This window comes from Staphylococcus sp. EG-SA-14 (assembly GCF_017151935.1).
Lineage (GTDB): Bacteria > Bacillota > Bacilli > Staphylococcales > Staphylococcaceae > Staphylococcus > Staphylococcus aureus.
Map to the genome: position 1 here is coordinate 114,147 of NZ_JACVZM010000003.1, position 23,307 is coordinate 137,453.

A 23,307-nucleotide genomic window follows, 5' to 3' on the forward strand; every position below is an offset into this window, starting at 1 on the left:
TGTGCAACGTTATTTCATAGACCAAAACGCTGATGTAAGTCAGCGTTTTTTTATTACAAAAAAAGAAGATATTCATCATATAACAAATGTAATGAGATATGATGTTGGTAGTAAAATTATTTTAACTTTTAATGATCAAACAGTTTATTTATGTGAAATTGCTGACATAACAAGTGATAAAATTGAAGTTGATTTAAAAGAAAAACAAAATATTAATACAGAATTGCCAGTTGATGTTACGATTTGCAGTGGACTAATCAAAGCTGACAAATATGAGTGGTTGCTACAAAAAGCTACTGAATTGGGTGCTTCATCATTTATAGCTGTGAGCATGGAACGTTCAATTGTTAAATTAAACGAGGCAAAAGTTGCCAAAAAGATAGAGCGTTGGCAAAAAATAATTAAAGAAGCTGCTGAACAAAGCTATCGTTTAGTGATTCCATCTATTCAATTCGAGTCGAATTTAAAATTAATTTGTGATACTATTGATAATTATGACTATATTCTTATTGCATATGAAGAGGAAGCAAAAGATGGTGAGTTAAGCAATTTCAAGCAAACTTTACAACAATTCAAGGCTCAGGATAAAGTGTTGATGATTTTTGGTCCTGAGGGTGGTTTGTCAGAAAATGAAATTTCATTATTTAGTAATACTAGTACAGTTGTTGGTCTTGGGCCGAGAATTTTACGGGCAGAAACTGCGCCATTGTATGCGTTAAGTGCAATAAGTTATGAAAAAGAATTAATGGGGTGAATATTTATGTCAACAGTTGCGTTTCACACATTAGGTTGTAAAGTAAACCATTATGAAACTGAAGCAATCTGGCAATTATTTAAAGAAGCAAACTATGAGCGCGTTGACTTTGAAGCGAATGCTGATGTATTTGTTATTAATACTTGTACAGTAACGAATACGGGTGATAAAAAAAGTCGTCAAATAATTAGACGTGCAATAAGACAAAATCCTGATGCTGTAATCTGTGTAACAGGTTGTTATGCGCAAACTTCATCAGCTGAAATTATGGAAATTCCTGGTGTCGATGTAGTAGTTGGTACACAAGATAGACATAAACTATTAGGTTACATTGATGAATTCCGTAAAGAACGCCAACCAATTAATGGTGTTGGAAATATCATGAAAAATCGTAAATATGAAGAATTAGATGTCCCATATTTTACAGATAGAACACGTGCGTCATTAAAAATTCAAGAAGGTTGTAACAACTTCTGCACATTCTGTATTATTCCATGGGCTCGTGGCTTAATGCGTTCAAGAGATCCGGAAAAAGTAGTTGAACAAGCGACGCAACTAGTGAATTCAGGATATAAGGAAATTGTATTGACGGGAATTCATACAGGTGGATATGGTCAAGATTTAAAAGATTATAACTTGGCCCAATTATTACGTGATCTTGAAACGATTAATGGATTAGAACGAATTCGAATTTCTTCAATTGAAGCAAGTCAACTTACAGATGAAGTAATTGACGTTTTAGAACGTTCAACAAAAGTTGTGCGTCATTTGCATATTCCATTACAATCTGGTTCAGATACAGTATTAAAACGTATGAGACGTAAGTATACAATGGATAGATTTTCAGAACGATTAACAAAATTGCATAAAGCTTTACCAGACTTGGCAGTTACGAGTGATGTAATTGTTGGTTTCCCAGGTGAAACTGAAGCAGAGTTCCAAGAAACATATGATTTTATCGTAAAGCATAAGTTCTCTGAACTGCATGTTTTCCCTTATTCTCCTAGAATTGGCACGCCAGCTGCAAGAATGGATGACCAAATTGATGAAGAAATTAAAAATGAACGGGTGCATAAGTTAATTACGCTAAGCAATCAACTCGGAAAGTTATATGCGTCTAAATTTGATCAAGATGTGCTTGAAGTAATTCCTGAGGAACAGGGTGACACAGAAGGCACATTAGTTGGATATGCAGATAATTATATGAAAGTACAATTTGAAGGTGACGAATCACTCATAGGTCAAATTGTAAAAGTTAAAATTACGCAAGCAAATTATCCATTAAATGAAGGGCAAGCAATTAAAGTTGTTGATTTCGCAACAAATAAATCTGATAGAGAAGTTTTAGTTTAAGTATTCCTTGATTCATACCATAAGGTTCCGTATTAAAGATATAGGTTTTGTAACGTTGTTTTAACGGCTTCACAATTTACTATATAAGCAACTCTTCTCATTAAATAAATTATTAAGAGATTTTTAGAACAAAATCTAAAAGTCTTTGTGATTTTGATGTGAAATATGTTTCAAATAAAAAACAATTTACTAATTGACCATAAATTACAGATATATTATACTTATAAATGCATAGTTTTACTGTGCAATTGACTATAAAGTTCCGTTGATATTTGGAGGGAGGGAAATACAGATGTCTAAAACAGTAGTACGTAAAAATGAATCACTTGAAGATGCGTTACGTAGATTTAAACGTTCAGTTTCTAAAAGTGGAACAATCCAAGAAGTACGTAAACGTGAATTTTACGAAAAACCAAGCGTAAAACGTAAAAAGAAATCAGAAGCTGCACGTAAACGTAAATTCAAATAATTAATACCTCTGTTGACTCCCTCAACACGAATATTAATTATATAAAACAAACATCACAAGTTAGTGTCTTACACTAATATGTGATGTTTTTTTGTTGTCAATTTTTAATTAAAAAAAGTTATATAGTTTATAAATAATCAAATTGATATTCTATAGGTTCTTATAACTATAAAGTATATTCAATTTCATGTATAATTAATGTGAGGGCGAGGTGAAATTGTGAGTTATAATAATTTTTTACAAATGACAACTATCTTGGAATCAACGGCTGGAGATACTTGGGTTGAACAAGTTAGTAATATAATTGTTCAACCTATTTTTACGTTAATATTAACCTGTTTGACATTCTTAGGATTTGTATATCAACTTTACTCTAAAAAAATCAATGCAGCTGGTATTATCGCCACATTATCATTACTTATTTTATTTTTGGGATTTCTAATCCAAGGAAATGTCAATATGCATTCTATCTTAATATTCTCAATTGGCGTTATATTAGTTGTAATTGAATTATTTGTAGTTGGTGCAGTAATTGGTATTATTGGCATGATACTGATAACTATAAGCATAACAACGCTCGGTGATAATTTGCTATTTATGCTTGCGAATGTTATCGTTGCCTTGATTTTAACGATTGTAGAATGGGTGATATTAGTGAAGATTTTCAACAGAAAGATTCCGTTTTTGGATAAAGTTATCTTAAAAGATTCAACTAATTCTGAGTCAGGTTACAATTCTCATGATAACCGCTCGCACCTCGTAGGAAAGACTGCTCAAACAGTTACAGATCTTCGACCTGCAGGGATTATTTTTTGTGAAAATGAACGTATTGATGCTGTTTCAGATGGCAACTTTATTTTACGCAATAAAACGGTAAAAATCCTTGAAGTTGAAGGAACAAGAGTAGTTGTGAGGGAAGTAGATTAATTAAAAGGAGCGATACCATGTTTAGTTTAAGTTTTATCGTAATAGCAGTTATTATAGTAGTTGCATTACTTATTTTATTCTCATTTGTACCCATTGGTTTATGGATTTCAGCGTTAGCAGCTGGCGTTCATGTTGGTATAGGTACATTGGTTGGTATGCGTTTACGTCGTGTATCTCCAAGAAAAGTTATAGCGCCATTAATTAAAGCGCATAAAGCAGGACTAGCATTAACAACAAACCAATTAGAATCGCATTATCTAGCAGGAGGAAATGTTGACAGAGTTGTTGACGCTAATATTGCTGCACAACGTGCTGACATTGATCTTCCTTTCGAACGTGCTGCTGCAATTGACCTTGCAGGACGTGACGTATTAGAAGCGGTTCAAATGTCTGTTAATCCTAAAGTCATTGAAACACCATTTATCGCAGGTGTAGCAATGAACGGTATTGAAGTGAAAGCCAAAGCTCGTATCACAGTTAGAGCTAATATTGCTCGACTTGTTGGTGGTGCTGGTGAAGAAACAATCATCGCACGTGTTGGTGAAGGTATCGTTTCAACAATTGGTTCTAGTAAGCATCATACAGAAGTACTTGAAAACCCAGATAATATTTCTAAAACAGTTTTAAGCAAAGGTTTAGATTCAGGTACTGCATTTGAAATTTTATCAATTGATATTGCTGACGTTGATATTAGTAAAAATATTGGTGCAGACTTACAAACTGAACAAGCATTAGCAGACAAAAATATTGCACAAGCAAAAGCTGAAGAACGTAGAGCTATGGCTGTAGCAACTGAGCAAGAAATGAAAGCGCGTGTACAAGAAATGCATGCTAAAGTAGTTGAAGCCGAATCTGAAGTACCATTAGCTATGGCTGAAGCATTACGTTCAGGTAATATCAGTGTTAAAGATTATTATAATTTGAAAAATATCGAAGCTGATACAGGCATGAGAAATGCAATTAATAAACGAACTGATCAAAGTGATGATGAGTCACCTGAACATTAAGTCGAGAGGTGATTAAATGAGTGTCGGTATTCTAATTTTTGTCATATCAGTGATCATTTCTATCATTACTACTATGCGCGAAAATAGTCATAAAGATAGACAAAATCAAAAGCCACCTCAAAAAACATCTACCGATAATGAACCAAAAAAAGGTGGCTTTTTTGAAGAAATTGAGCGAACGTTTAAAGAAATAAGTGAAGAATTAAATGAAGAAGAAAAGAAATCATCGAAACGAAAATATGATGATACGTTACCACCTTTATTCGATGAACTTCCAAAGGAAGAGCCTAAATCGAAACCTGTTGTAGAACCTATGGCACCTAAAAAACAACAAGAAACAAAACCGATGACAGAGAAACCAATTACAGTGCCTAAAGCAGAACCGGTGGAACAGAAACATAGACCTTCTAGACAAGATAATTCTGACGAAATTAGACGTCAATTAGAAAAATCACTTAGAGATGATATTAAAACGATTCGTACTGACATTGATAGAGAAAAAGAAAAGCAAATTGCTAAAATGGAAAAACGTGCTAGAGATATTATTGAGGATAAATACTTATCTGAACGTACAAAACGTTTGAAATTAAAGCAGTTGCTTAATTCTCAAAATGTCGAAAAAGATTTGACTAAATCAGCGTTCCAATTTGATAAAGATGAAGTAATCAATGGTATGATATGGTCAGAAATTTTAGCTAAACCAAAACAATTATAAAATTTTTTGAAAACAAGCACTATCGTAATGGTAGTTGCTTGTTTTTTTACGTTAAGAAAAATTGAAAAACAAAGAGAATCTTTCGAGAAATATTAGTTATTTAAATACAACAAAAAATTGATTAGTCTAAAATTGAATCTGCTTTTATGACAAGGTGAAAAGTATAAATGATTATTTTAAATTAAAGAAAAATGAGTAAGTCAATGCAAAGATGTTTAAATCAATCAATTGCATGATATAATTAAGTAGATATTAAAGCATCATAGAATGAATATAAATGATATATGAAAAGGAGCGCGTGTATGCCTGGAATTATACAAATAGACGATATGAACCAATCTCAAGCTTTAATTGGAAATAATGATGAACATTTAAAAGCAATTGAAGAGAGTTTCGATGTTGTCATCCATGCAAGAGGACAAGAAGTTGCCGTTAAAGGTACAAAAATAGAAAACGTAGAAAAAGCGGAATCAGTATTAATCAATTTGCTGAAGGTTATTGATTTAGGTAATAATATTACAATTAAAGATGTTGAAGCAGCTATTAAAATGGCGCATAATAACACAATTCAACATCTGTTAGATTTATATGATGAAGAGATAACTAAAGATGCATTTGGTAAGACGATTCGTGCGAAAACGATGGGGCAACGTATATATGTTAATGCCATGAAAAATAATGATTTAGTATTTGGTATAGGTCCTGCTGGTACAGGTAAGACATTCTTAGCTGTAGTTTATGCAGCAAAGCAACTCCGTAAAGGTGCTGTTAAACGTATTGTATTAACAAGACCTGCTGTTGAAGCAGGAGAGTCACTTGGATTTTTACCAGGAGATTTGAAAGAAAAGGTAGATCCATATTTAAGACCTTTATATGATGGTCTATATACTGTTCTTGGGCGTGAACAAACAGAGCGATTTATTGAAAGAGGCATTATCGAAATAGCGCCACTTGCATATATGCGCGGACGAACATTAGAAGATGCATTTGTAATTCTTGATGAGGCGCAGAATACGACACATGCGCAAATGAAAATGTTTTTAACAAGACTAGGTTTTGGCTCAAAAATGGTAGTTACTGGTGACCAAACTCAAATCGATTTACCTAAAGGTGTTAAAAGTGGACTTAAGGAAGCGGTCAGTAGGTTACACAACGTTAAAGGTATAAGTATATTGAAATTAGATCAGAGCGATGTAGTAAGACATCCATTGGTAAGTAAGATCATTGAACATTATGAAGGAGAGAATTAAATGTTTACGATAGATTTTAGCGATCACACAGGCTTAGTTAAAGATGCTTGGTATAAACAAATTGAAGATTTATTAGAATTTGCTAAAAAAGAAGAGCATATAGAAGACGATGCTGAGCTTTCTGTTACATTTGTAGATAAACAAGAAATACAAGAAATTAATCGAACATATAGAGATAAAGATAAAGTTACAGATGTAATCTCATTTGCTTTAGAAGAAGATGAGCCAGAGATTGATTTTAGTGGTCTTGATATACCACGTGTTTTAGGGGATATAATTATCTGTACGGATGTAGCGCAAGAACAAGCAAACAATTACGGACATTCTTTTGAACGAGAATTAGGATTTTTAGCATTACATGGATTTTTGCATCTATTAGGTTATGATCATATGACTGAAGCGGATGAAAAGGAAATGTTTGGTCGACAAGATACAATATTAAACGCATATGGATTAACACGAGACTAATTATGAAAAGGTTTAAATATGCACTTGATGGGCTGAAAATCTTAATTCAAAAAGACTATAAATTTCTTTTACATGTGTTTGCAATGATTGTTGCTATTGTCTTTGGTCTCGTACTAAATATTAATCGGATTGAGTGGATATTTATACTCATTGCTATTGCATTAGTTCTCACTGTTGAAGCTTTAAACACTGCTATTGAATATGTTGTCGATTTAGTGACCGTTGAATATCATGATTTAGCTAAATACGCTAAAGATATTGCGGCTTTTAGTGTACTTATAGTTTCAATATTAGCATTTATTATAGGTTTAATAGTATTTTTACCACATTTTATAGCGTTATTTTAGGGAGGCATATATGAGTTATCAACCTCATTATTTTCAAGAAGTTAGAAAAGCACAACAAGAATCATATTCGCCATACAGTCATTTTAAAGTAGGGGCTTATTTAAAAGCAAAAGACGGTAGAACTTTTTATGGTACCAATGTAGAAAATGCTTCTTATCCATTATCGATATGTGCTGAACGAGCTAGTTTGGTATCGGCAATTTCTCAAGGATACAGACCAGGTGATTTTGAATCAATAACTGTAACCGTAGATGCAGATAAACCGTCATCACCTTGTGGTGCATGTCGTCAAGTTTTGAAGGAATTATGTGATGATGATATGCCTGTGTATATGACAAATCATAAAGGAGATATGGTTATGATGACAGTCGCAGAGTTACTACCATTTGGATTTTCAGGAAAGGATTTAGAATAAATGACAGAACATAAATCAGGATTTGTTTCAATTATAGGTAGACCAAATGTAGGGAAGTCAACATTTGTTAATAGAGTGATTGGCCATAAAATAGCAATCATGTCCGATAAAGCTCAAACAACTAGAAATAAAATTCAAGGTGTAATGACAAGAGATGATGCGCAAATTATATTCATTGATACGCCAGGTATTCATAAACCTAAACACAAATTAGGTGACTATATGATGAAAGTCGCTAAAAATACATTATCTGAGATAGATGCAATCATGTTTATGGTTAATGCCAATGAGGAAATTGGACGAGGCGATGAATATATTATAGAAATGTTGAAAAATGTTAAGACACCAGTATTTTTAGTATTAAATAAAATAGATTTAGTGCATCCAGATGAATTAATGCCAAAGATTGAAGAATATCAAAGTTATATGGACTTTACAGAGATTGTACCTATTTCAGCATTAGAAGGGCTAAATGTAGATCATTTTATTGATGTATTAAAGACGTATTTACCCGAAGGACCTAAATATTATCCAGATGATCAAATTTCAGACCATCCTGAACAATTTGTAGTGGGTGAAATCATTCGTGAAAAAATCCTTCATCTTACAAGTGAAGAAATCCCTCATGCGATTGGTGTTAATGTGGACCGTATGGTTAAAGAAAGCGAAGATCGAGTTCATATCGAAGCAACTATATATGTTGAAAGAGATTCGCAAAAAGGAATTGTCATTGGAAAAGGCGGTAAAAAGTTAAAAGAAGTAGGGAAACGTGCGAGACGTGATATAGAAATGCTTCTAGGCTCTAAAGTTTACTTAGAATTATGGGTCAAAGTTCAAAGAGACTGGCGAAACAAAGTTAACTTTATTCGCCAAATTGGTTATGTTGAAGACCAAGATTAATCTTAAAAGTGGTGAAGATAATTGTTAATGCGCCAAAAAGGGATTATCATCAAAGCAGTTGATTATGGTGAATCTGATAAAATTATCACGATTTTAAATGAGCATGGTGCAAAAGTACCACTTATGGCAAGGCGTGCTAAAAAAGTTAAGACGGGTTTACAAGCGCAAACGCAATTGTTTGTTTATGGTTTGTTTATTTACAATCAGTGGCGAGGTATGGGAACGTTAAATTCTGTAGATGTTATTAGTCAACATTATAAATTACAAATGGACCTTTACGTAAGCAGTTATGCCTCTCTGGCAGCTGAAACTATTGAGCGCTCAATGGATGAAGGTGACATTGCACCATATAACTATCAATTATTACAATTTGTTCTTGAAAAAATAGAATCAGGTACATCTGCACAGTTAATGTCAGTCGTAGTTATGTTAAAGTGCATGAAACGATTTGGTTTTACCGCATCATTTAATCGCTGTGCTGTGAGTGGTAATGACACACAAGCAGATTTAATAGGTTATAGTTTTAAGTTTGACGGTGCGATTTCAAGGCAAGAGGCTTCTAAAGATGTACATGCAGTTATATTATCGAATAAAACGCTATATTTATTAGATGTATTACAAAAATTACCAATAGATAAAATGAATTCATTGAATATCCATCAAGAAATTATTGATGAAATGTCAGATATCATTTTAATGTTATATCGTGAATATGCAGGTATGTTTTTTAAAAGTCAGAAACTAATCAACCAATTAAAAAGATTGGAACAATAACATAAAATAATAAAAGGTATTCAAGTAGCCACATAGATGTGTTTATTTGAATACCTTTTTCGAATAGAAAAGAGATACTGGCAATTTTACTAACCAGTATCTCTTTTTATAAATTATATAGCCACCACATATGGTGGAGAGTCTTTTTAATTAGAATTTTGTTTTTTCAGTTAAGAAAGCTTCTAACTCTGAGATTGGCATACGAACTTGTTCCATTGAATCTCTGTCACGTACTGTAACTTGATTATCTTCTAATGAATCAAAGTCGAATGTTACACAATAAGGTGTACCGATTTCATCTTGACGACGGTATCTTTTACCGATAGATTGTGATTCATCGAAATCGATTGAGAATTTAGAACTTAATTGCTCAAAAATCTTAATCGCTTCGCCAGATAATTTCTTACTTAAAGGTAAAATCGCTGCTTTATATGGTGCTAATGCAGGATGGAAGTGTAAAACTGTACGTGCATCTTTACTACCTTCAACGCCTTCTTCATCATATGCATCACATAAGAAAGCTAATGTTACACGATCTGCACCAAGTGATGGCTCGATACAATATGGAATATATTTTTCGTTCGTTTCTGGATCATGGTATCTGAAATCTTCACCAGAGTGTTCAGCATGTTTACGTAAGTCGAAGTCTGTACGACTTGCGATACCCCATAACTCACCCCAACCAAATGGGAATTTATATTCAATATCAGTTGTTGCATTTGAGTAATGAGATAATTCATCTTCATCATGATCACGTAAACGCATATTTTCACTGCTCATATTTAAGCTTGTTAACCAGTCACTTGCAAAAGTTTTCCAATAATTTTGCCATTCGATTTCTTCTCCAGGTTTACAGAAGAATTCAAGTTCCATTTGTTCAAATTCTCTTGTTCTGAAAATGAAGTTACCTGGAGTGATTTCATTACGGAATGATTTACCAATTTGACCGATACCAAATGGTAATTTTTTACGCATTGAACGTTGCACGTTTTTATAGTTTACAAAAATACCTTGTGCTGTTTCAGGACGTAAGAAAATTTCATTTGTAGAATCTTCAGTTACACCTTGGAATGTTTTAAACATTAAATTGAATTGGCGAATTTCAGTCCAGTTAGCAGTTTTACTTACAGGACAAACAATACCTTCATCGTCAATAATTTTTTTCATTTGTTCAAAACTTAAACCATCGGCAATGAAGTTTTCATCACCTTTAACATCTTGCATATAATCTTCAATTAATTTATCAGCGCGATATCGAATTTTACTATCTTTATTATCAATCATTGGGTCGTTGAAGTTGTTTAAGTGTCCTGAAGCTTCCCATACTTTTGGATTCATTAAGATTGCAGCGTCGATACCAACGTTAAACGGTGATTGTGTAATGAATTTTTGCCACCAAGCTTTTTTAACATTATTCTTTAATTCAACACCTAAAGGACCATAATCCCATGTGTTTGATAAACCACCGTAAATATCACTACCAGGGAACACAAAACCTCTGTGTTTTGCTAATGAAACAATTGTATCCATATCTTTTGCCATAATTACCTCTCCTCATACATGAAAACGCCCCATGGAAAATAACAGCATAGTAAATATGCTTTACTTCCATGGGACGAGTTAATATTTTAAATTGTATATAATACAAAATAAGTTACGTATTTAACCCGCGGTTCCACCCAAATTAGTGTAGTCACTCGCTTTTATTTTAAAATGATTCGTTGCGCCAATCTTATTGTTAAGCTTACACTATCCTTAACTCGCTGTACGTTTATTCTAATTGATAGATTATTTAAAGGCAAGTAAAATTAATGTGTTTGTGACATGAAAGAAATATCGGTATAATAATAAGTGAATAAAAAAGGGGTGAAGACCTATAGAACTCAGTCAAAGACAAGAACGAATCATCGAAATTGTTAAAACTCAAGGACCCATTACTGGTGAACAAATAGCAGATAAGTTGAATTTAACAAGAGCAACGCTCAGACCAGATTTAGCGATATTAACAATGTCAGGTTTTTTAGAAGCGCGTCCCCGAGTTGGATATTATTATTCAGGTAAATCAAAAGGTAAATTTTTTAATGAAAAACTTCGACAATTTGAGGTTAAGGACTATATGTCTCAACCTGTTGTGTTAAGAGAGAATACAACAGTTTATGACGCTATTTGTACAATTTTTTTAGAAGATGTAAGTACATTATTTATTATTAATGAAGATAACGATTTTGTTGGTGTGTGTTCAAGAAAAGATTTATTAAGAGCTTCAATGATTGGAGCAGATATTCATACAGTACCTATTAGTGTAAATATGACACGTATGCCTAATGTCACTTATTTAGAGGAAAGCGAATTAGTCATATACGCAGCAGATAGAATGATTGAAAAAGAAATTGATTCGATTCCAATTGTAAGAAAAAAAGATAATCAAAAGTATGAAGTAATTGGAAGAATTTCCAAAACAACAATAGCTAAGTTATTAGTAGCATTATATAAAGAATAGGTGAGAAGTAATGGAAAAAATTAAAATTATCGTAGCTTCAGATTCTATAGGTGAAACGGCAGAGTTAGTTGCTAGGGCAGGTATTTCACAATTTAATCCTAAGCAATGTAAAAATGAATTATTAAGATATCCATATATTGAATCTTTTGAAGATGTTGATGAAGTGATTCAAGTTGCAAAAGATACAAATGCTATCATTGTTTATACACTTATTAAACCTGAAATGAAGCAATATATGAGTGAGAAAGTAGCAGAATTCCAATTGAAGTCCGTCGATATCATGGGGCCATTAATGGATTTATTATCAGCATCGGTTGAAGAAAAACCTTATAATGAGCCAGGTATCGTTCATAGATTAGATGATGCATATTTCAAGAAAATTGATGCGATAGAGTTTGCAGTTAAATACGATGATGGTAAAGATCCTAAAGGATTACCTAAAGCTGATATTGTTTTACTTGGTATTTCGAGAACTTCAAAGACACCATTATCCCAGTATTTAGCGCATAAAAGTTACAAAGTTATGAATGTACCGATTGTACCAGAAGTGACACCGCCAGATGGCTTATATGATATTGATCCAAAGAAATGTATCGCACTTAAAATAAGTGAAGAAAAATTAAATCGCATTAGAAAAGAGCGATTAAAACAATTGGGACTAGGTGACACAGCTCGTTATGCAACAGAAGCTCGAATCCAAGAAGAATTGAATTACTTTGAAGAAATCGTAAGTGAAATTGGATGTCCTGTCATTGATGTTTCTCAAAAAGCAATCGAAGAAACAGCAAACGATATAATCCATTATATTGAACAAAATAAATCGAAATGATTTCATTTTTGTCAAAAATTAGGTATAATAGTATAACTAATGCTTAATAGGTGATTTAATTTGCGAATAGATCAATCGATCATTAATGAAATAAAAGATAAAACCGACATTTTAGACTTGGTAAGTGAATATGTAAAACTAGAAAAGAGAGGACGCAATTATATAGGTTTGTGTCCTTTTCATGATGAAAAGACACCTTCATTTACAGTTTCTGAAGATAAACAAATCTGTCATTGTTTTGGTTGTAAAAAAGGTGGCAATGTTTTTCAATTTACTCAAGAAATTAAAGACATATCATTTGTTGAAGCGGTTAAAGAATTAGGTGATAGAGTTAATGTTGCTGTAGATATTGAGGCAACACAATCTAACTCAAATGTTCAAATTGCTTCTGATGATTTACAAATGATTGAAATGCATGAGTTAATACAAGAATTTTATTATTACGCTTTAACAAAGACAGTCGAAGGCGAACAAGCATTAACATACTTACAAGAACGTGGTTTTACAGATGCGCTTATTAAAGAGCGAGGCATTGGCTTTGCACCCGATAGCTCACATTTTTGTCATGATTTTCTTCAAAAAAAGGGTTACGATATTGAATTAGCATATGAAGCCGGATTATTATCACGTAACGAAGAAAATTTCAGTTATTACGATAGATTTCGAAATCGTATTATGTTTCCTTTGAAAAATGCGCAAGGAAGAATTGTTGGATATTCAGGTCGAACATATACCGGTCAAGAACCAAAATACCTAAATAGTCCTGAAACACCTATCTTTCAAAAAAGAAAGTTGTTATACAACTTAGATAAAGCGCGTAAATCAATTAGAAAATTAGATGAAATCGTATTACTAGAAGGTTTTATGGATGTTATAAAATCTGATACTGCTGGCTTGAAAAACGTTGTTGCAACAATGGGGACACAGTTGTCAGATGAACATATTACTTTTATACGAAAGTTAACATCAAATATAACATTAATGTTTGATGGGGATTTTGCGGGTAGTGAAGCAACACTTAAAACAGGTCAACATTTATTACAGCAAGGGCTAAATGTATTTGTTATACAATTGCCATCAGGCATGGATCCGGATGAATACATTGGTAAGTATGGCAACGACGCATTTACTGCTTTTGTAAAAAATGACAAAAAGTCATTTGCACATTATAAAGTGAGTATATTAAAAGATGAAATTGCACATAATGACCTTTCATATGAACGTTATTTGAAAGAACTAAGTCATGATATTTCGCTTATGAAATCATCGATTTTGCAACAAAAGGCTTTAAATGATGTTGCACCATTTTTCAATGTTAGTCCTGAGCAATTAGCTAACGAAATACAATTCAATCAAGCACCAGCCAATTATTATCCAGATGATGAGTATGGCGGTTATGATGAGTATGGCGGTTATATTGAACCTGAGCCAATTGGTATGGCACAATTTGACAATTTGAGCCGTCAAGAAAAAGCGGAGCGAGCATTTTTAAAACATTTAATGAGAGATAAAGATACATTTTTAAATTATTATGAAAGTGTTGATAAGGATAACTTCACAAATCAGCATTTTAAATATGTATTCGAAGTCTTACATGATTTTTATGCGGAAAATGATCAATATAATATCAGTGATGCTGTGCAGTATGTTAATTCAAATGAGTTGAGAGAAACACTAATTAGCTTAGAACAATATAATTTGAATGACGAACCATATGAAAATGAAATTGATGATTATGTCAATGTTATTAATGAAAAAGGACAAGAAACAATTGAGTCATTGAATCATAAATTAAGGGAAGCTACAAGGATTGGCGATGTAGAATTACAAAAATACTATTTACAGCAAATTGTTGCTAAGAATAAAGAACGCATGTAGCATGTGATTTTAAAGAATAATACGAATAATGATTATGTCAAAATGTATAAGGGTAAATGATAGTTACCGCATTTAAACAACACTATTGAAAAATAAATATTGGGATTAGTTCCAATTTGTAAAATAAAATTAAAAATATGGATGAATTAATTAAGAATTTAGTTTAAAATAGCAATATTGAATAAATTTCGAATGTTCATATTTAAAATCGGGAGGCCGTTTCATGTCTGATAACACAGTTAAAATTAAAAAACAAACAATTGATCCGACATTAACATTAGAAGATGTTAAGAAGCAATTAATTGAAAAGGGTAAAAAAGAGGGTCATTTAAGTCATGAAGAAATTGCTGAAAAACTTCAGAATTTTGATATCGACTCTGATCAAATGGATGATTTCTTTGATCAATTAAATGATAATGATATTTCACTAGTTAATGAAAAAGATAGTTCAGATACTGACGAGAAACTGAATCCAAGTGATCTTAGTGCCCCTCCAGGTGTTAAAATAAATGACCCAGTTCGTATGTACCTTAAAGAAATTGGGCGTGTTAACTTATTAAGTGCACAAGAAGAAATCGAATTAGCCAAACGTATTGAACAAGGTGATGAAGTAGCAAAATCAAGACTAGCAGAAGCGAACTTACGTTTAGTTGTAAGTATTGCTAAAAGATACGTAGGTCGTGGTATGTTATTCCTTGATTTAATCCAAGAAGGTAATATGGGTCTTATTAAAGCTGTTGAAAAATTTGACTTTAACAAAGGATTTAAGTTTTCAACATATGCAACATGGTGGATTAGACAAGCAATCACTCGTGCAATTGCTGACCAAGCACGTACGATTCGTATCCCTGTGCATATGGTAGAAACAATTAATAAATTAATTCGTGTTCAACGTCAATTATTACAGGACTTAGGTCGAGATCCAGCACCAGAAGAAATTGGTGAAGAAATGGATTTACCAGCAGAAAAAGTTCGTGAAATTTTAAAAATTGCGCAAGAACCTGTTTCATTAGAAACGCCAATTGGTGAAGAAGATGATAGTCATTTAGGAGACTTTATTGAGGATCAGGAAGCACAAAGTCCTTCAGATCATGCTGCTTATGAATTATTAAAAGAGCAATTAGAAGATGTGCTTGATACATTAACTGATAGAGAAGAAAATGTATTACGATTAAGATTTGGTCTTGATGACGGCAGAACAAGAACACTTGAAGAAGTTGGTAAAGTTTTCGGTGTTACACGTGAACGTATTCGACAAATTGAAGCAAAAGCACTTAGAAAATTAAGACATCCAAGTCGTAGTAAACGTTTGAAAGACTTTATGGATTAATTTATATCAATTTTAATGATTGATACCAAGACATGAATAAGCGCTTATTTATTTTTAGATTAAGATTTAACTTGAGTGAGGTTGGTACATTGAATAATGTTCAACCTCTTTTTTCATAAAGGAGAATAAAATGATTTCGTTAAATAACCGATTAACGACGGTAAGTCGATTTTTAAAACAAGGTACAATCGCGGATATTGGCTCAGATCATGCTTATTTGCCAATCTATGCAATTCAAAACCATTTATGCGAATGCGGTATTGCTGGAGAAGTTATTCAAGGCCCTTTTCAAGCTGCTGTAAAAAATGTAGCTGCAAACCAATTAGTAGATAGAATTGATGTACGTTTAGGGGATGGCTTAAGTGTTATTCAACCTGAGGACGTAATCGATAATATCACAATTTGTGGTATGGGCGGACCACTTATTGCTAAAATTTTAAAAGATGGGCAAGATAAGTTAAGTCAACATCCAAGGTTGATTTTACAAAGTAATATCCAAACTGAAAATTTAAGACAAACATTACAACAATTGAATTATGAAATAATTGATGAAATAATAATGGAAGAAAAAGGCCATATTTATGAAATTGTTGTAGCAGAACATTCTACACAATTAATAGAGCTATCATCTGATGAATTGAAATTCGGACCAAAATTGCTGAACAACAAAAATGAATATTTTATAAAAAAATGGCAAAGAGAGTTAGAAGCACTTTATCATATTAAATCGAAACTCAATACTGAACAACATCATCAACGTTTAGCTCAAATTAATGACGAAATTGCTGTAATTGAAAGGGTGTTATAGTAATGAAAATAGCTGATTTAATGACATTGTTAGATCATCATGTGCCATTTAGTACTGCTGAATCTTGGGATAATGTAGGATTGTTAATAGGTGATGAAGATGTTGAAGTTACTGGTGTTTTAACAGCATTAGACTGTACGTTGGAAGTAGTAAATGAAGCAATCGAAAAAGGTTATAATACTATTATTAGTCATCATCCTCTAATCTTTAAAGGCGTAACATCATTAAAAGCTAATGGTTATGGTTTGATCATTAGAAAACTAATTCAACATGACATTAATTTAATAGCGATGCATACAAATTTAGATGTAAATCCGTATGGTGTCAATATGATGTTGGCGAAGGCGATGGGTTTGAAGAACATTTCAATAATAAATAATCAACAAGATGTATACTATAAAGTTCAAACATATATACCTAAGGATAATGTTGGACCATTTAAAGATAAGCTTAGTGAAAATGGATTAGCGCAAGAAGGTAATTATGAATATTGTTTCTTTGAAAGTGAAGGAAGAGGGCAATTCAAACCAGTTGGTGAAGCTAATCCAACAATAGGACAAATTGATAAAATTGAATATGTAGATGAAGTTAAAATTGAATTTATGATAGATGCATATCAAAAGTCAAGGGCTGAGCAATTAATTAAACAATACCATCCATATGAAACACCGGTATTTGATTTTATTGAGATAAAACAAACATCCCTTTATGGACTTGGCGTTATGGCAGAAGTGGATAATCAAATGACATTGGAAGATTTCGCAGCTGATATTAAATCTAAATTAAATATCCCAAGTGTCCGTTTTGTTGGTGAGTCTAATCAGAAAATTAAACGTATTGCAATTATTGGTGGTTCAGGTATTGGATATGAATATCAAGCTGTCCAACAAGGCGCAGATGTCTTTGTTACAGGTGATATTAAACATCATGATGCCTTAGATGCTAAAATTCATGGTGTGAATTTAATTGATATTAATCATTACAGCGAATATGTGATGAAAGAAGGTTTAAAAACGTTACTAATGAATTGGTTCAATACAGAAAAAATAAATATAGATGTTGAAGCATCTACAATTAATACAGATCCATTTCAATATATTTAAACTAAAATCTCGGGATTTCTAAATTTTGAAATTTCGAGGTTTTAATATTTTTATTTAAAATAGCACATTTATACTTTATAATAGTAAAGATGAACATATAAGGAGGCCAAATCATGGCAAAACATCCATTCGAACAATTTAATCTAGAATCTAGTTTAATTGACGCTGTGAAAGACCTTAATTTTGAAAAACCAACTGAAATTCAGAATCGAATTATTCCAAGAATACTAAAGAGAACAAATTTAATTGGTCAATCTCAAACGGGTACAGGGAAATCTCATGCATTTTTATTACCATTAATGCAGTTAATTGATAGTGAAATAAAAGAACCACAAGCAATCGTAGTTGCACCAACAAGAGAACTTGCACAACAACTATACGATGCAGCGAACCATTTAAGCCAATTTAAAGCTGGTGTTTCAGTTAAAGTTTTTATTGGTGGTACAGATATAGAGAAAGATAGACAACGTTGTAATGCACAACCACAATTGATTATAGGCACCCCTACTAGAATTAATGACTTAGCTAAAACGGGACATTTACATGTGCACTTAGCATCATATTTAGTTATTGATGAAGCGGATCTTATGATTGACTTAGGATTAATTGAAGATGTAGATTACATTGCTTCAAGATTGGAAGATAATGCAAATATTGCGGTGTTTAGTGCTACAATTCCACAACAGTTACAACCATTTTTAAATAAATATTTAAGTCATCCAGAATATGTAGCTGTCGACAGTAAAAAACAAAATAAAAAGAACATCGAATTCTTTTTAATACCTACTAAAGGTGCAGCTAAAGTTGAAAAAACTTTAAATTTAATTGATATACTAAATCCATACTTATGTATTATTTTCTGTAATAGTAGAGATAATGCAAATGATTTAGCACGTTCACTAAATGAAGCTGGTATTAAAGTTGGTATGATTCATGGTGGTTTAACGCCACGTGAACGTAAACAACAAATGAAACGTATACGTAATTTAGAATTCCAATACGTTATTGCCAGCGATTTAGCATCTCGTGGTATTGATATTGAAGGTGTTAGTCATGTCATCAATTTTGATGTGCCAAATGATATTGACTTCTTTACGCATAGAGTTGGACGAACTGGTCGTGGGAATTATAAAGGTGTAGCAATTACGCTTTATAGTCCTGATGAAGAACACAATATTTCATTAATAGAAGATCGCGGTTTTGTATTCAATACTGTTGATATTAAAGATGGTGAGTTAAAAGAAGTTAAAGCGCACAATCAGCGTCAAGCAAGAATGCGCAAAGATGACCATTTAACTAATCAAGTGAAGAACAAAGTTCGAAGTAAAATTAAAAACAAAGTTAAACCAGGTTATAAGAAGAAATTTAAACAAGAAGTTGAAAAAATGAAACGTCAAGAGCGTAAACAATTTAGTAAGCAGCAAAATAGACAAAAACGTAAGCAAAACAAAAAAGGTTAGGTGTGTTTTATGTTATTAGGATCACATGTTTCAATGAGTGGTAAAAAGATGTTAGAAGGTTCTGCTATAGAAGCGTATGAATATGGTGAAACAACATTTATGATTTATACTGGTGCACCTCAAAACACGCGCCGTAAAAGTATTGAAGATTTAAATATAACTAAAGGTCATGAAGTGATGGAAAAATATGGCTTATCTAATATTGTTGTTCATGCACCATACATCATTAATATTGCAAATACAACCAAACCAGAAACGTTTAATCTTGGTGTAGATTTCTTGCAACAAGAAATTGAAAGAACGCAAGCTATAGGCGCTAAAGATATTGTATTACATCCAGGTGCGCATGTTGGAGCTGGTGTTGATGCCGGAATTAATAAGATTATTGAAGGATTAAATGAAGTTTTAACGAATGACAATAATGTACGTATTGCGCTTGAAACGATGGCAGGTAAAGGTACAGAGATTGGTCGCTCGTTTGAAGAGTTAGCACGTATTATTGATGGAGTTCATAATAACGAACGTTTATCAGTATGTTTTGATACATGTCATACGCATGATGCTGGATATAATGTGAAAGAGGACTTTGATGGCGTATTAAATGAATTTGATAAAATTATTGGAGTCGACAGAATCAAAGTTGTTCATGTCAATGATTCTAAAAATGACCGTGGCGCTCAAAAAGACCGACATGAAAATATTGGCTTCGGTTACATTGGTTTTGATGCATTAAATTACATTGTGCATCATGATAGTTTTAAAGATATTCCGAAAATCTTAGAAACACCTTATGTTGGTGAAGATAAGAAAAATAAAAAACCGCCATATAAACTTGAAATTGAAATGTTAAAACAACAGCAATTTGACCCAGAATTAAAAAATAAGGTTATGCAACAATAAAATGATAATGCTCTCTTCAAGAAATGCGATAAATAAAACTTGAAGGGGGCATATCTCTTTATTTTGTCTAATTTTGAGTCGTAAACATTACTGTTTACATATGTTACTAGGAGTTGTATAGTTGAATGCGAGGTGAGAATACGATGACACCAGTCTTTGAATTGAAAAATGTCAATTACTACTATGATCATAAAAAAGTGTTAGAAAATATAAACATTAAAATAAATAAAGGTGAATTTTTAGCGATTGTTGGACCAAATGGTGCTGGTAAATCAACATTATTGAAGTTGATTCTAGGGTTATTACCTTTACAAAGTGGTGAGATTTTTGTTGAAGGTATTGATTTTAAAAATAAGAAAACATCAATTAAATTAAGCTATGTATCACAAAAAGCAAATGCCTTTAATTCAGGTTTCCCAGCAAGTGTTAAAGAAGTTGTTTTAAGCGGATTAACAAAGACAAAACGTCTTTTCCAAACATTTAATAGCAAAGATAATGAAAAAGTGATTAAAGTACTAGAAAGACTGAATATAAGTGATTTAATTCATAAAAATATAGCAGAATTATCAGGTGGTCAACAACAACGTGTAATGATTGCCCGAGCATTGATTTCAGAACCTGCAGTATTAGTACTTGATGAACCAACGAATGGTATTGATGCAAAACATGTAAGTGAATTTTATAATACTTTAGATCAATTAAAACAAGAAGGTATCACCATTATCTTAGTTACTCATGATATCGGTGTTGTAGCAGATACTGCTACTGAAGTAGCATGTTTAAATAAGCATTTGCATTTCCATGGTACAACTGATGAGTTTAAATCACTTGATGAAGTTGAAATTTCAAAAATTTATGGACATCCTGTACGTTTTGTCGATCATCAGCATAATCGAGAATGTTGTAATTAATAAAGATTTGAGTTTATTTAAAATGGAAAGGCGTGTCACAATTGATAGATGCATTATTGAATTTTGATTTTATGAGGTACTCTTTAATTAGTGGTATCTTGATAGGTTTTATTGCGCCTCTAATCGGTGCTTTTATCGTTGTTAGACGACTATCACTTATAGCTGATGCTCTAAGTCATGTAACTTTAGGTGGTATATCCTTCGGTATGTTTTTACTTACTATTATGCCAACACTAGTATTTATTAATCCAATGTGGTTTGGAATCTTATTCGCAATAGTAGGTGCGCTTCTAATTGAAAAATTAAGAACGTCATACACTGCTTACCAAGAAATTGCTATTCCAATTATAATGAGTGCTGGTATCGCCTTGAGTGCAATCTTCATTTCATTAGCTGATGGGTTCAATCAAGAAATTGTTGGATTGCTATTTGGCTCAATAAGCGCAGTGAATATAAGTGATTTAACAACGATTATTGTCATTGCCATCATAGTTGTTCTGTTTATTACATTGTTTTATAAAGAATTATTTATATTGTCATTTGATGAGGAATATAGTAAAGTCATTGGCATTCCTAAATGGATTCAATTTTTATTTATTGTTATTGTAGCGATGGTTATTTCTGCCTCAATGCGTGTTGTAGGGATACTGTTAGTAAGTGCGTTAATCACGTTACCAATTGCAATAAGTATGCGAATAACAAAAAGTTTTAAGCAATTGATATTACTAAGTGTATTTTTAGGTGAATTATCAGTAATATTAGGCTTAGTCCTAGCTTTCTATATGGACATTTCTCCGGGTGGTGTAATTGTAGTTCTACTTGTTATTTTACTTATGATTACAATGGCTTATCAGAAAATGCGAATGAAGTTTAAAAAGGGAGCTAATATCAATGAATACAAATGATGCTATTAAAATTTTAAAAGAGAACGGTTTAAAATATACAGATAAACGTAAAGATATGTTAGATATTTTTGTCGAAGAAGATAAGTATATAAACGCAAAGTATATACAGCAAGTTATGGATGAAAATTATCCTGGAATTTCATTCGACACAATATATAGAAACCTGCACTTATTTAAAGATTTAGGGATTATTGAAAATACAGAACTTGATGGTGAAATGAAGTTTAGAATCGCTTGTACAAACCATCATCATCATCATTTTATCTGTGAAAAGTGTGGAGATACAAAGGTAATAGATTATTGTCCAATAGATCAGATAAAGTTATCACTACCTGGTGTTAATATTCACAAACACAAACTTGAAGTTTATGGTGTATGTGAGTCTTGCCAAGATTAATATAAAGAAATGAGATTTATGCACATTTGGTCAGATGTATGCATAAATCTCATTTTTTAAATTATAGAAGATAAAGGTTCATTTCATACTCCGTTCGTATGATTTTATGGCAAATCTGTTAACTTTTTATATACAAAATGTTTAATTATTTTTGATTTGAGTTATATTAAATGAGTAGAGAAAATAATAAGTAGTAGAATTTAAGCAAATTCTTTGTTGAACCAGTCACTGCTTGTTATTATTTACTTACAGACATTTTAGGAGGATGATTATTTATGGCTTTTGAATTACCAAAATTACCATACGCATTTGATGCATTAGAACCACATTTTGACAAAGAAACTATGGAAATTCACCATGACAGACATCATAACACGTATGTTACGAAATTAAATGCTGCAGTAGAAGGTACAGATTTAGAATCTAAATCTATTGAAGAAATTGTTGCTAATTTAGACAGTGTACCAGCTAACATCCAAACTGCTGTACGTAATAATGGCGGTGGACATTTAAACCATTCATTATTCTGGGAGTTACTTTCACCAAACTCAGAAGAAAAAGGTACTGTAGTAGAAAAAATTAAAGAACAATGGGGTTCTTTAGAAGAATTTAAAAAAGAATTTGCTGACAAAGCAGCTGCACGCTTTGGTTCAGGTTGGGCTTGGTTAGTCGTAAACAATGGCCAGTTAGAAATTGTGACTACACCAAACCAAGATAATCCATTAACTGAGGGTAAAACACCTATTTTAGGTTTAGACGTATGGGAACACGCTTATTACCTAAAATATCAAAACAAACGCCCTGACTACATTGGCGCATTTTGGAATGTAGTTAACTGGGAAAAAGTTGACGAATTATATAATGCAACAAAATAAAGTATGATTACTTGTTCGGTCTCTTAAATGAG

The 23,307-nt window shown here is 32.3% G+C and carries 25 protein-coding genes; 24 read left to right on the forward strand and 1 reads right to left on the reverse strand.

Annotated elements, in window-relative coordinates; translation table 11 throughout:
• The first annotated feature begins 1 nt into the window (after position 1).
• The 12 genes from IDG63_RS04015 to recO all read left to right on the forward strand — a co-directional run bounded on the left by IDG63_RS04015 (position 2) and on the right by recO (position 9,379).
• A complete protein-coding gene (locus tag IDG63_RS04015) occupies positions 2-754 on the forward strand; it encodes a 16S rRNA (uracil(1498)-N(3))-methyltransferase (RefSeq protein WP_001190127.1) in 753 nt (250 codons plus the stop codon).
• A gap of 6 nt (positions 755-760) precedes the next feature.
• Positions 761-2,107, forward strand: a complete 1,347-nt coding sequence (gene mtaB, locus IDG63_RS04020) for a tRNA (N(6)-L-threonylcarbamoyladenosine(37)-C(2))-methylthiotransferase MtaB (RefSeq protein WP_000108667.1) — start codon at positions 761-763, stop codon at positions 2,105-2,107.
• 292 nt (positions 2,108-2,399) lie between these two features.
• Positions 2,400-2,576, forward strand: a complete 177-nt coding sequence (gene rpsU, locus IDG63_RS04025) for a 30S ribosomal protein S21 (protein ID WP_000048060.1) — start codon at positions 2,400-2,402, stop codon at positions 2,574-2,576.
• Positions 2,577-2,819: 243 nt separating this feature from the next.
• Complete coding sequence (locus IDG63_RS04030; protein WP_001802667.1) at positions 2,820-3,503, forward strand: NfeD family protein; 684 nt, start codon at positions 2,820-2,822, stop codon at positions 3,501-3,503.
• 17 nt (positions 3,504-3,520) lie between these two features.
• On the forward strand, positions 3,521-4,510 hold the full coding sequence (gene floA, locus IDG63_RS04035; RefSeq protein ID WP_000492114.1) for a flotillin-like protein FloA: 990 nt from the start codon (positions 3,521-3,523) through the stop codon (positions 4,508-4,510).
• A 16-nt stretch (positions 4,511-4,526) separates the two neighbouring features.
• On the forward strand, positions 4,527-5,225 hold the full coding sequence (locus IDG63_RS04040; RefSeq protein WP_000110603.1) for an SPOR domain-containing protein: 699 nt from the start codon (positions 4,527-4,529) through the stop codon (positions 5,223-5,225).
• Positions 5,226-5,527: 302 nt separating this feature from the next.
• Positions 5,528-6,475 (forward strand): PhoH family protein, encoded by a 948-nt coding sequence (locus IDG63_RS04045; protein ID WP_001117767.1) that lies wholly within the window; start codon positions 5,528-5,530, stop codon positions 6,473-6,475.
• Positions 6,476-6,943, forward strand: a complete 468-nt coding sequence (gene ybeY, locus IDG63_RS04050; protein ID WP_000494134.1) for an rRNA maturation RNase YbeY — start codon at positions 6,476-6,478, stop codon at positions 6,941-6,943. It abuts the gene before it with no gap.
• Between the two features lie 2 nt (positions 6,944-6,945).
• A complete protein-coding gene (locus tag IDG63_RS04055) occupies positions 6,946-7,290 on the forward strand; it encodes a diacylglycerol kinase family protein (protein ID WP_000819532.1) in 345 nt (114 codons plus the stop codon).
• Positions 7,291-7,300: 10 nt separating this feature from the next.
• Positions 7,301-7,705: a cytidine deaminase gene (gene cdd / locus IDG63_RS04060; RefSeq protein WP_000121869.1), complete on the forward strand. Its 405-nt coding sequence runs from the start codon at positions 7,301-7,303 to the stop codon at positions 7,703-7,705.
• Positions 7,706-8,605: a GTPase Era gene (era, locus tag IDG63_RS04065; RefSeq protein ID WP_000134765.1), complete on the forward strand. Its 900-nt coding sequence runs from the start codon at positions 7,706-7,708 to the stop codon at positions 8,603-8,605. It begins immediately after the preceding gene.
• 27 nt (positions 8,606-8,632) lie between these two features.
• Positions 8,633-9,379: a DNA repair protein RecO gene (gene recO / locus IDG63_RS04070; protein WP_001557361.1), complete on the forward strand. Its 747-nt coding sequence runs from the start codon at positions 8,633-8,635 to the stop codon at positions 9,377-9,379.
• A gap of 150 nt (positions 9,380-9,529) precedes the next feature.
• Here recO and IDG63_RS04075 read toward each other — a convergent pair whose 3' ends face one another.
• Positions 9,530-10,921: a glycine--tRNA ligase gene (locus IDG63_RS04075; protein ID WP_001030080.1), complete on the reverse strand. Its 1,392-nt coding sequence runs from the start codon at positions 10,919-10,921 to the stop codon at positions 9,530-9,532.
• A gap of 334 nt (positions 10,922-11,255) precedes the next feature.
• On the opposite strand from IDG63_RS04075, the gene ccpN reads away from it, so the two are divergent.
• The 12 genes from ccpN to IDG63_RS04135 all read left to right on the forward strand — a co-directional run bounded on the left by ccpN (position 11,256) and on the right by IDG63_RS04135 (position 23,275).
• Positions 11,256-11,879, forward strand: a complete 624-nt coding sequence (gene ccpN, locus IDG63_RS04080) for a transcriptional regulator CcpN (RefSeq protein ID WP_001794939.1) — start codon at positions 11,256-11,258, stop codon at positions 11,877-11,879.
• A gap of 10 nt (positions 11,880-11,889) precedes the next feature.
• Positions 11,890-12,708 (forward strand): pyruvate, water dikinase regulatory protein, encoded by an 819-nt coding sequence (locus tag IDG63_RS04085; RefSeq protein ID WP_000411298.1) that lies wholly within the window; start codon positions 11,890-11,892, stop codon positions 12,706-12,708.
• A 60-nt stretch (positions 12,709-12,768) separates the two neighbouring features.
• A complete protein-coding gene (gene dnaG, locus IDG63_RS04090) occupies positions 12,769-14,586 on the forward strand; it encodes a DNA primase (RefSeq protein ID WP_001217252.1) in 1,818 nt (605 codons plus the stop codon).
• 223 nt (positions 14,587-14,809) lie between these two features.
• Positions 14,810-15,916: an RNA polymerase sigma factor RpoD gene (gene rpoD, locus IDG63_RS04095; protein ID WP_001283055.1), complete on the forward strand. Its 1,107-nt coding sequence runs from the start codon at positions 14,810-14,812 to the stop codon at positions 15,914-15,916.
• 130 nt (positions 15,917-16,046) lie between these two features.
• The gene (locus IDG63_RS04100) at positions 16,047-16,724 is read left to right on the forward strand and encodes a TrmK family tRNA methyltransferase (protein WP_000624583.1); all 678 of its coding nucleotides are present in this window, start codon (positions 16,047-16,049) and stop codon (positions 16,722-16,724) included.
• A 2-nt stretch (positions 16,725-16,726) separates the two neighbouring features.
• Positions 16,727-17,827 (forward strand): Nif3-like dinuclear metal center hexameric protein, encoded by a 1,101-nt coding sequence (locus IDG63_RS04105; RefSeq protein ID WP_000683933.1) that lies wholly within the window; start codon positions 16,727-16,729, stop codon positions 17,825-17,827.
• Positions 17,828-17,940: 113 nt separating this feature from the next.
• Complete coding sequence (locus IDG63_RS04110) at positions 17,941-19,287, forward strand: DEAD/DEAH box helicase (RefSeq protein ID WP_001062183.1); 1,347 nt, start codon at positions 17,941-17,943, stop codon at positions 19,285-19,287.
• Between the two features lie 9 nt (positions 19,288-19,296).
• Complete coding sequence (locus IDG63_RS04115; RefSeq protein ID WP_000924220.1) at positions 19,297-20,187, forward strand: deoxyribonuclease IV; 891 nt, start codon at positions 19,297-19,299, stop codon at positions 20,185-20,187.
• Positions 20,188-20,312: 125 nt separating this feature from the next.
• Positions 20,313-21,098 carry a metal ABC transporter ATP-binding protein gene (locus IDG63_RS04120; protein WP_001213908.1) on the forward strand — a complete coding sequence of 262 codons (786 nt, stop codon included), beginning with the start codon at positions 20,313-20,315 and terminating at the stop codon, positions 21,096-21,098.
• A gap of 41 nt (positions 21,099-21,139) precedes the next feature.
• Positions 21,140-22,003, forward strand: coding sequence for a metal ABC transporter permease (locus IDG63_RS04125; protein WP_000564316.1), 864 nt, complete (start codon positions 21,140-21,142; stop codon positions 22,001-22,003).
• Positions 21,990-22,400, forward strand: coding sequence for a Fur family transcriptional regulator (locus IDG63_RS04130; protein ID WP_001095260.1), 411 nt, complete (start codon positions 21,990-21,992; stop codon positions 22,398-22,400). The genes IDG63_RS04125 and IDG63_RS04130 overlap by 14 nt, the downstream gene beginning before the upstream one ends.
• A gap of 275 nt (positions 22,401-22,675) precedes the next feature.
• Positions 22,676-23,275: a superoxide dismutase gene (locus IDG63_RS04135; protein WP_000863556.1), complete on the forward strand. Its 600-nt coding sequence runs from the start codon at positions 22,676-22,678 to the stop codon at positions 23,273-23,275.
• Positions 23,276-23,307: the final 32 nt, after the last annotated feature.

What these genes read in the sequence shown, in the direction of transcription:
- rpsU (WP_000048060.1), top strand. Translation starts at nt 2,400, where the DNA reads ATGTCTAAAACAGTAGTACGTAAAAATGAATCACTTGAAGATGCGTTA.
- IDG63_RS04075 (WP_001030080.1), bottom strand. Translation starts at nt 10,921, where the DNA reads ATGGCAAAAGATATGGATACAATTGTTTCATTAGCAAAACACAGAGGT.
- IDG63_RS04130 (WP_001095260.1), top strand. Translation starts at nt 21,990, where the DNA reads ATGAATACAAATGATGCTATTAAAATTTTAAAAGAGAACGGTTTAAAA.
- recO (WP_001557361.1), top strand. Translation starts at nt 8,633, where the DNA reads ATGCGCCAAAAAGGGATTATCATCAAAGCAGTTGATTATGGTGAATCT.
- era (WP_000134765.1), top strand. Translation starts at nt 7,706, where the DNA reads ATGACAGAACATAAATCAGGATTTGTTTCAATTATAGGTAGACCAAAT.
- IDG63_RS04105 (WP_000683933.1), top strand. Translation starts at nt 16,727, where the DNA reads ATGAAAATAGCTGATTTAATGACATTGTTAGATCATCATGTGCCATTT.
- IDG63_RS04135 (WP_000863556.1), top strand. Translation starts at nt 22,676, where the DNA reads ATGGCTTTTGAATTACCAAAATTACCATACGCATTTGATGCATTAGAA.
- mtaB (WP_000108667.1), top strand. Translation starts at nt 761, where the DNA reads ATGTCAACAGTTGCGTTTCACACATTAGGTTGTAAAGTAAACCATTAT.
- IDG63_RS04120 (WP_001213908.1), top strand. Translation starts at nt 20,313, where the DNA reads ATGCGAGGTGAGAATACGATGACACCAGTCTTTGAATTGAAAAATGTC.
- cdd (WP_000121869.1), top strand. Translation starts at nt 7,301, where the DNA reads ATGAGTTATCAACCTCATTATTTTCAAGAAGTTAGAAAAGCACAACAA.
- IDG63_RS04085 (WP_000411298.1), top strand. Translation starts at nt 11,890, where the DNA reads ATGGAAAAAATTAAAATTATCGTAGCTTCAGATTCTATAGGTGAAACG.
- IDG63_RS04040 (WP_000110603.1), top strand. Translation starts at nt 4,527, where the DNA reads ATGAGTGTCGGTATTCTAATTTTTGTCATATCAGTGATCATTTCTATC.
- IDG63_RS04055 (WP_000819532.1), top strand. Translation starts at nt 6,946, where the DNA reads ATGAAAAGGTTTAAATATGCACTTGATGGGCTGAAAATCTTAATTCAA.
- rpoD (WP_001283055.1), top strand. Translation starts at nt 14,810, where the DNA reads ATGTCTGATAACACAGTTAAAATTAAAAAACAAACAATTGATCCGACA.
- IDG63_RS04115 (WP_000924220.1), top strand. Translation starts at nt 19,297, where the DNA reads ATGTTATTAGGATCACATGTTTCAATGAGTGGTAAAAAGATGTTAGAA.
- IDG63_RS04030 (WP_001802667.1), top strand. Translation starts at nt 2,820, where the DNA reads ATGACAACTATCTTGGAATCAACGGCTGGAGATACTTGGGTTGAACAA.
- IDG63_RS04100 (WP_000624583.1), top strand. Translation starts at nt 16,047, where the DNA reads ATGATTTCGTTAAATAACCGATTAACGACGGTAAGTCGATTTTTAAAA.
- floA (WP_000492114.1), top strand. Translation starts at nt 3,521, where the DNA reads ATGTTTAGTTTAAGTTTTATCGTAATAGCAGTTATTATAGTAGTTGCA.
- ybeY (WP_000494134.1), top strand. Translation starts at nt 6,476, where the DNA reads ATGTTTACGATAGATTTTAGCGATCACACAGGCTTAGTTAAAGATGCT.
- IDG63_RS04110 (WP_001062183.1), top strand. Translation starts at nt 17,941, where the DNA reads ATGGCAAAACATCCATTCGAACAATTTAATCTAGAATCTAGTTTAATT.
- IDG63_RS04045 (WP_001117767.1), top strand. Translation starts at nt 5,528, where the DNA reads ATGCCTGGAATTATACAAATAGACGATATGAACCAATCTCAAGCTTTA.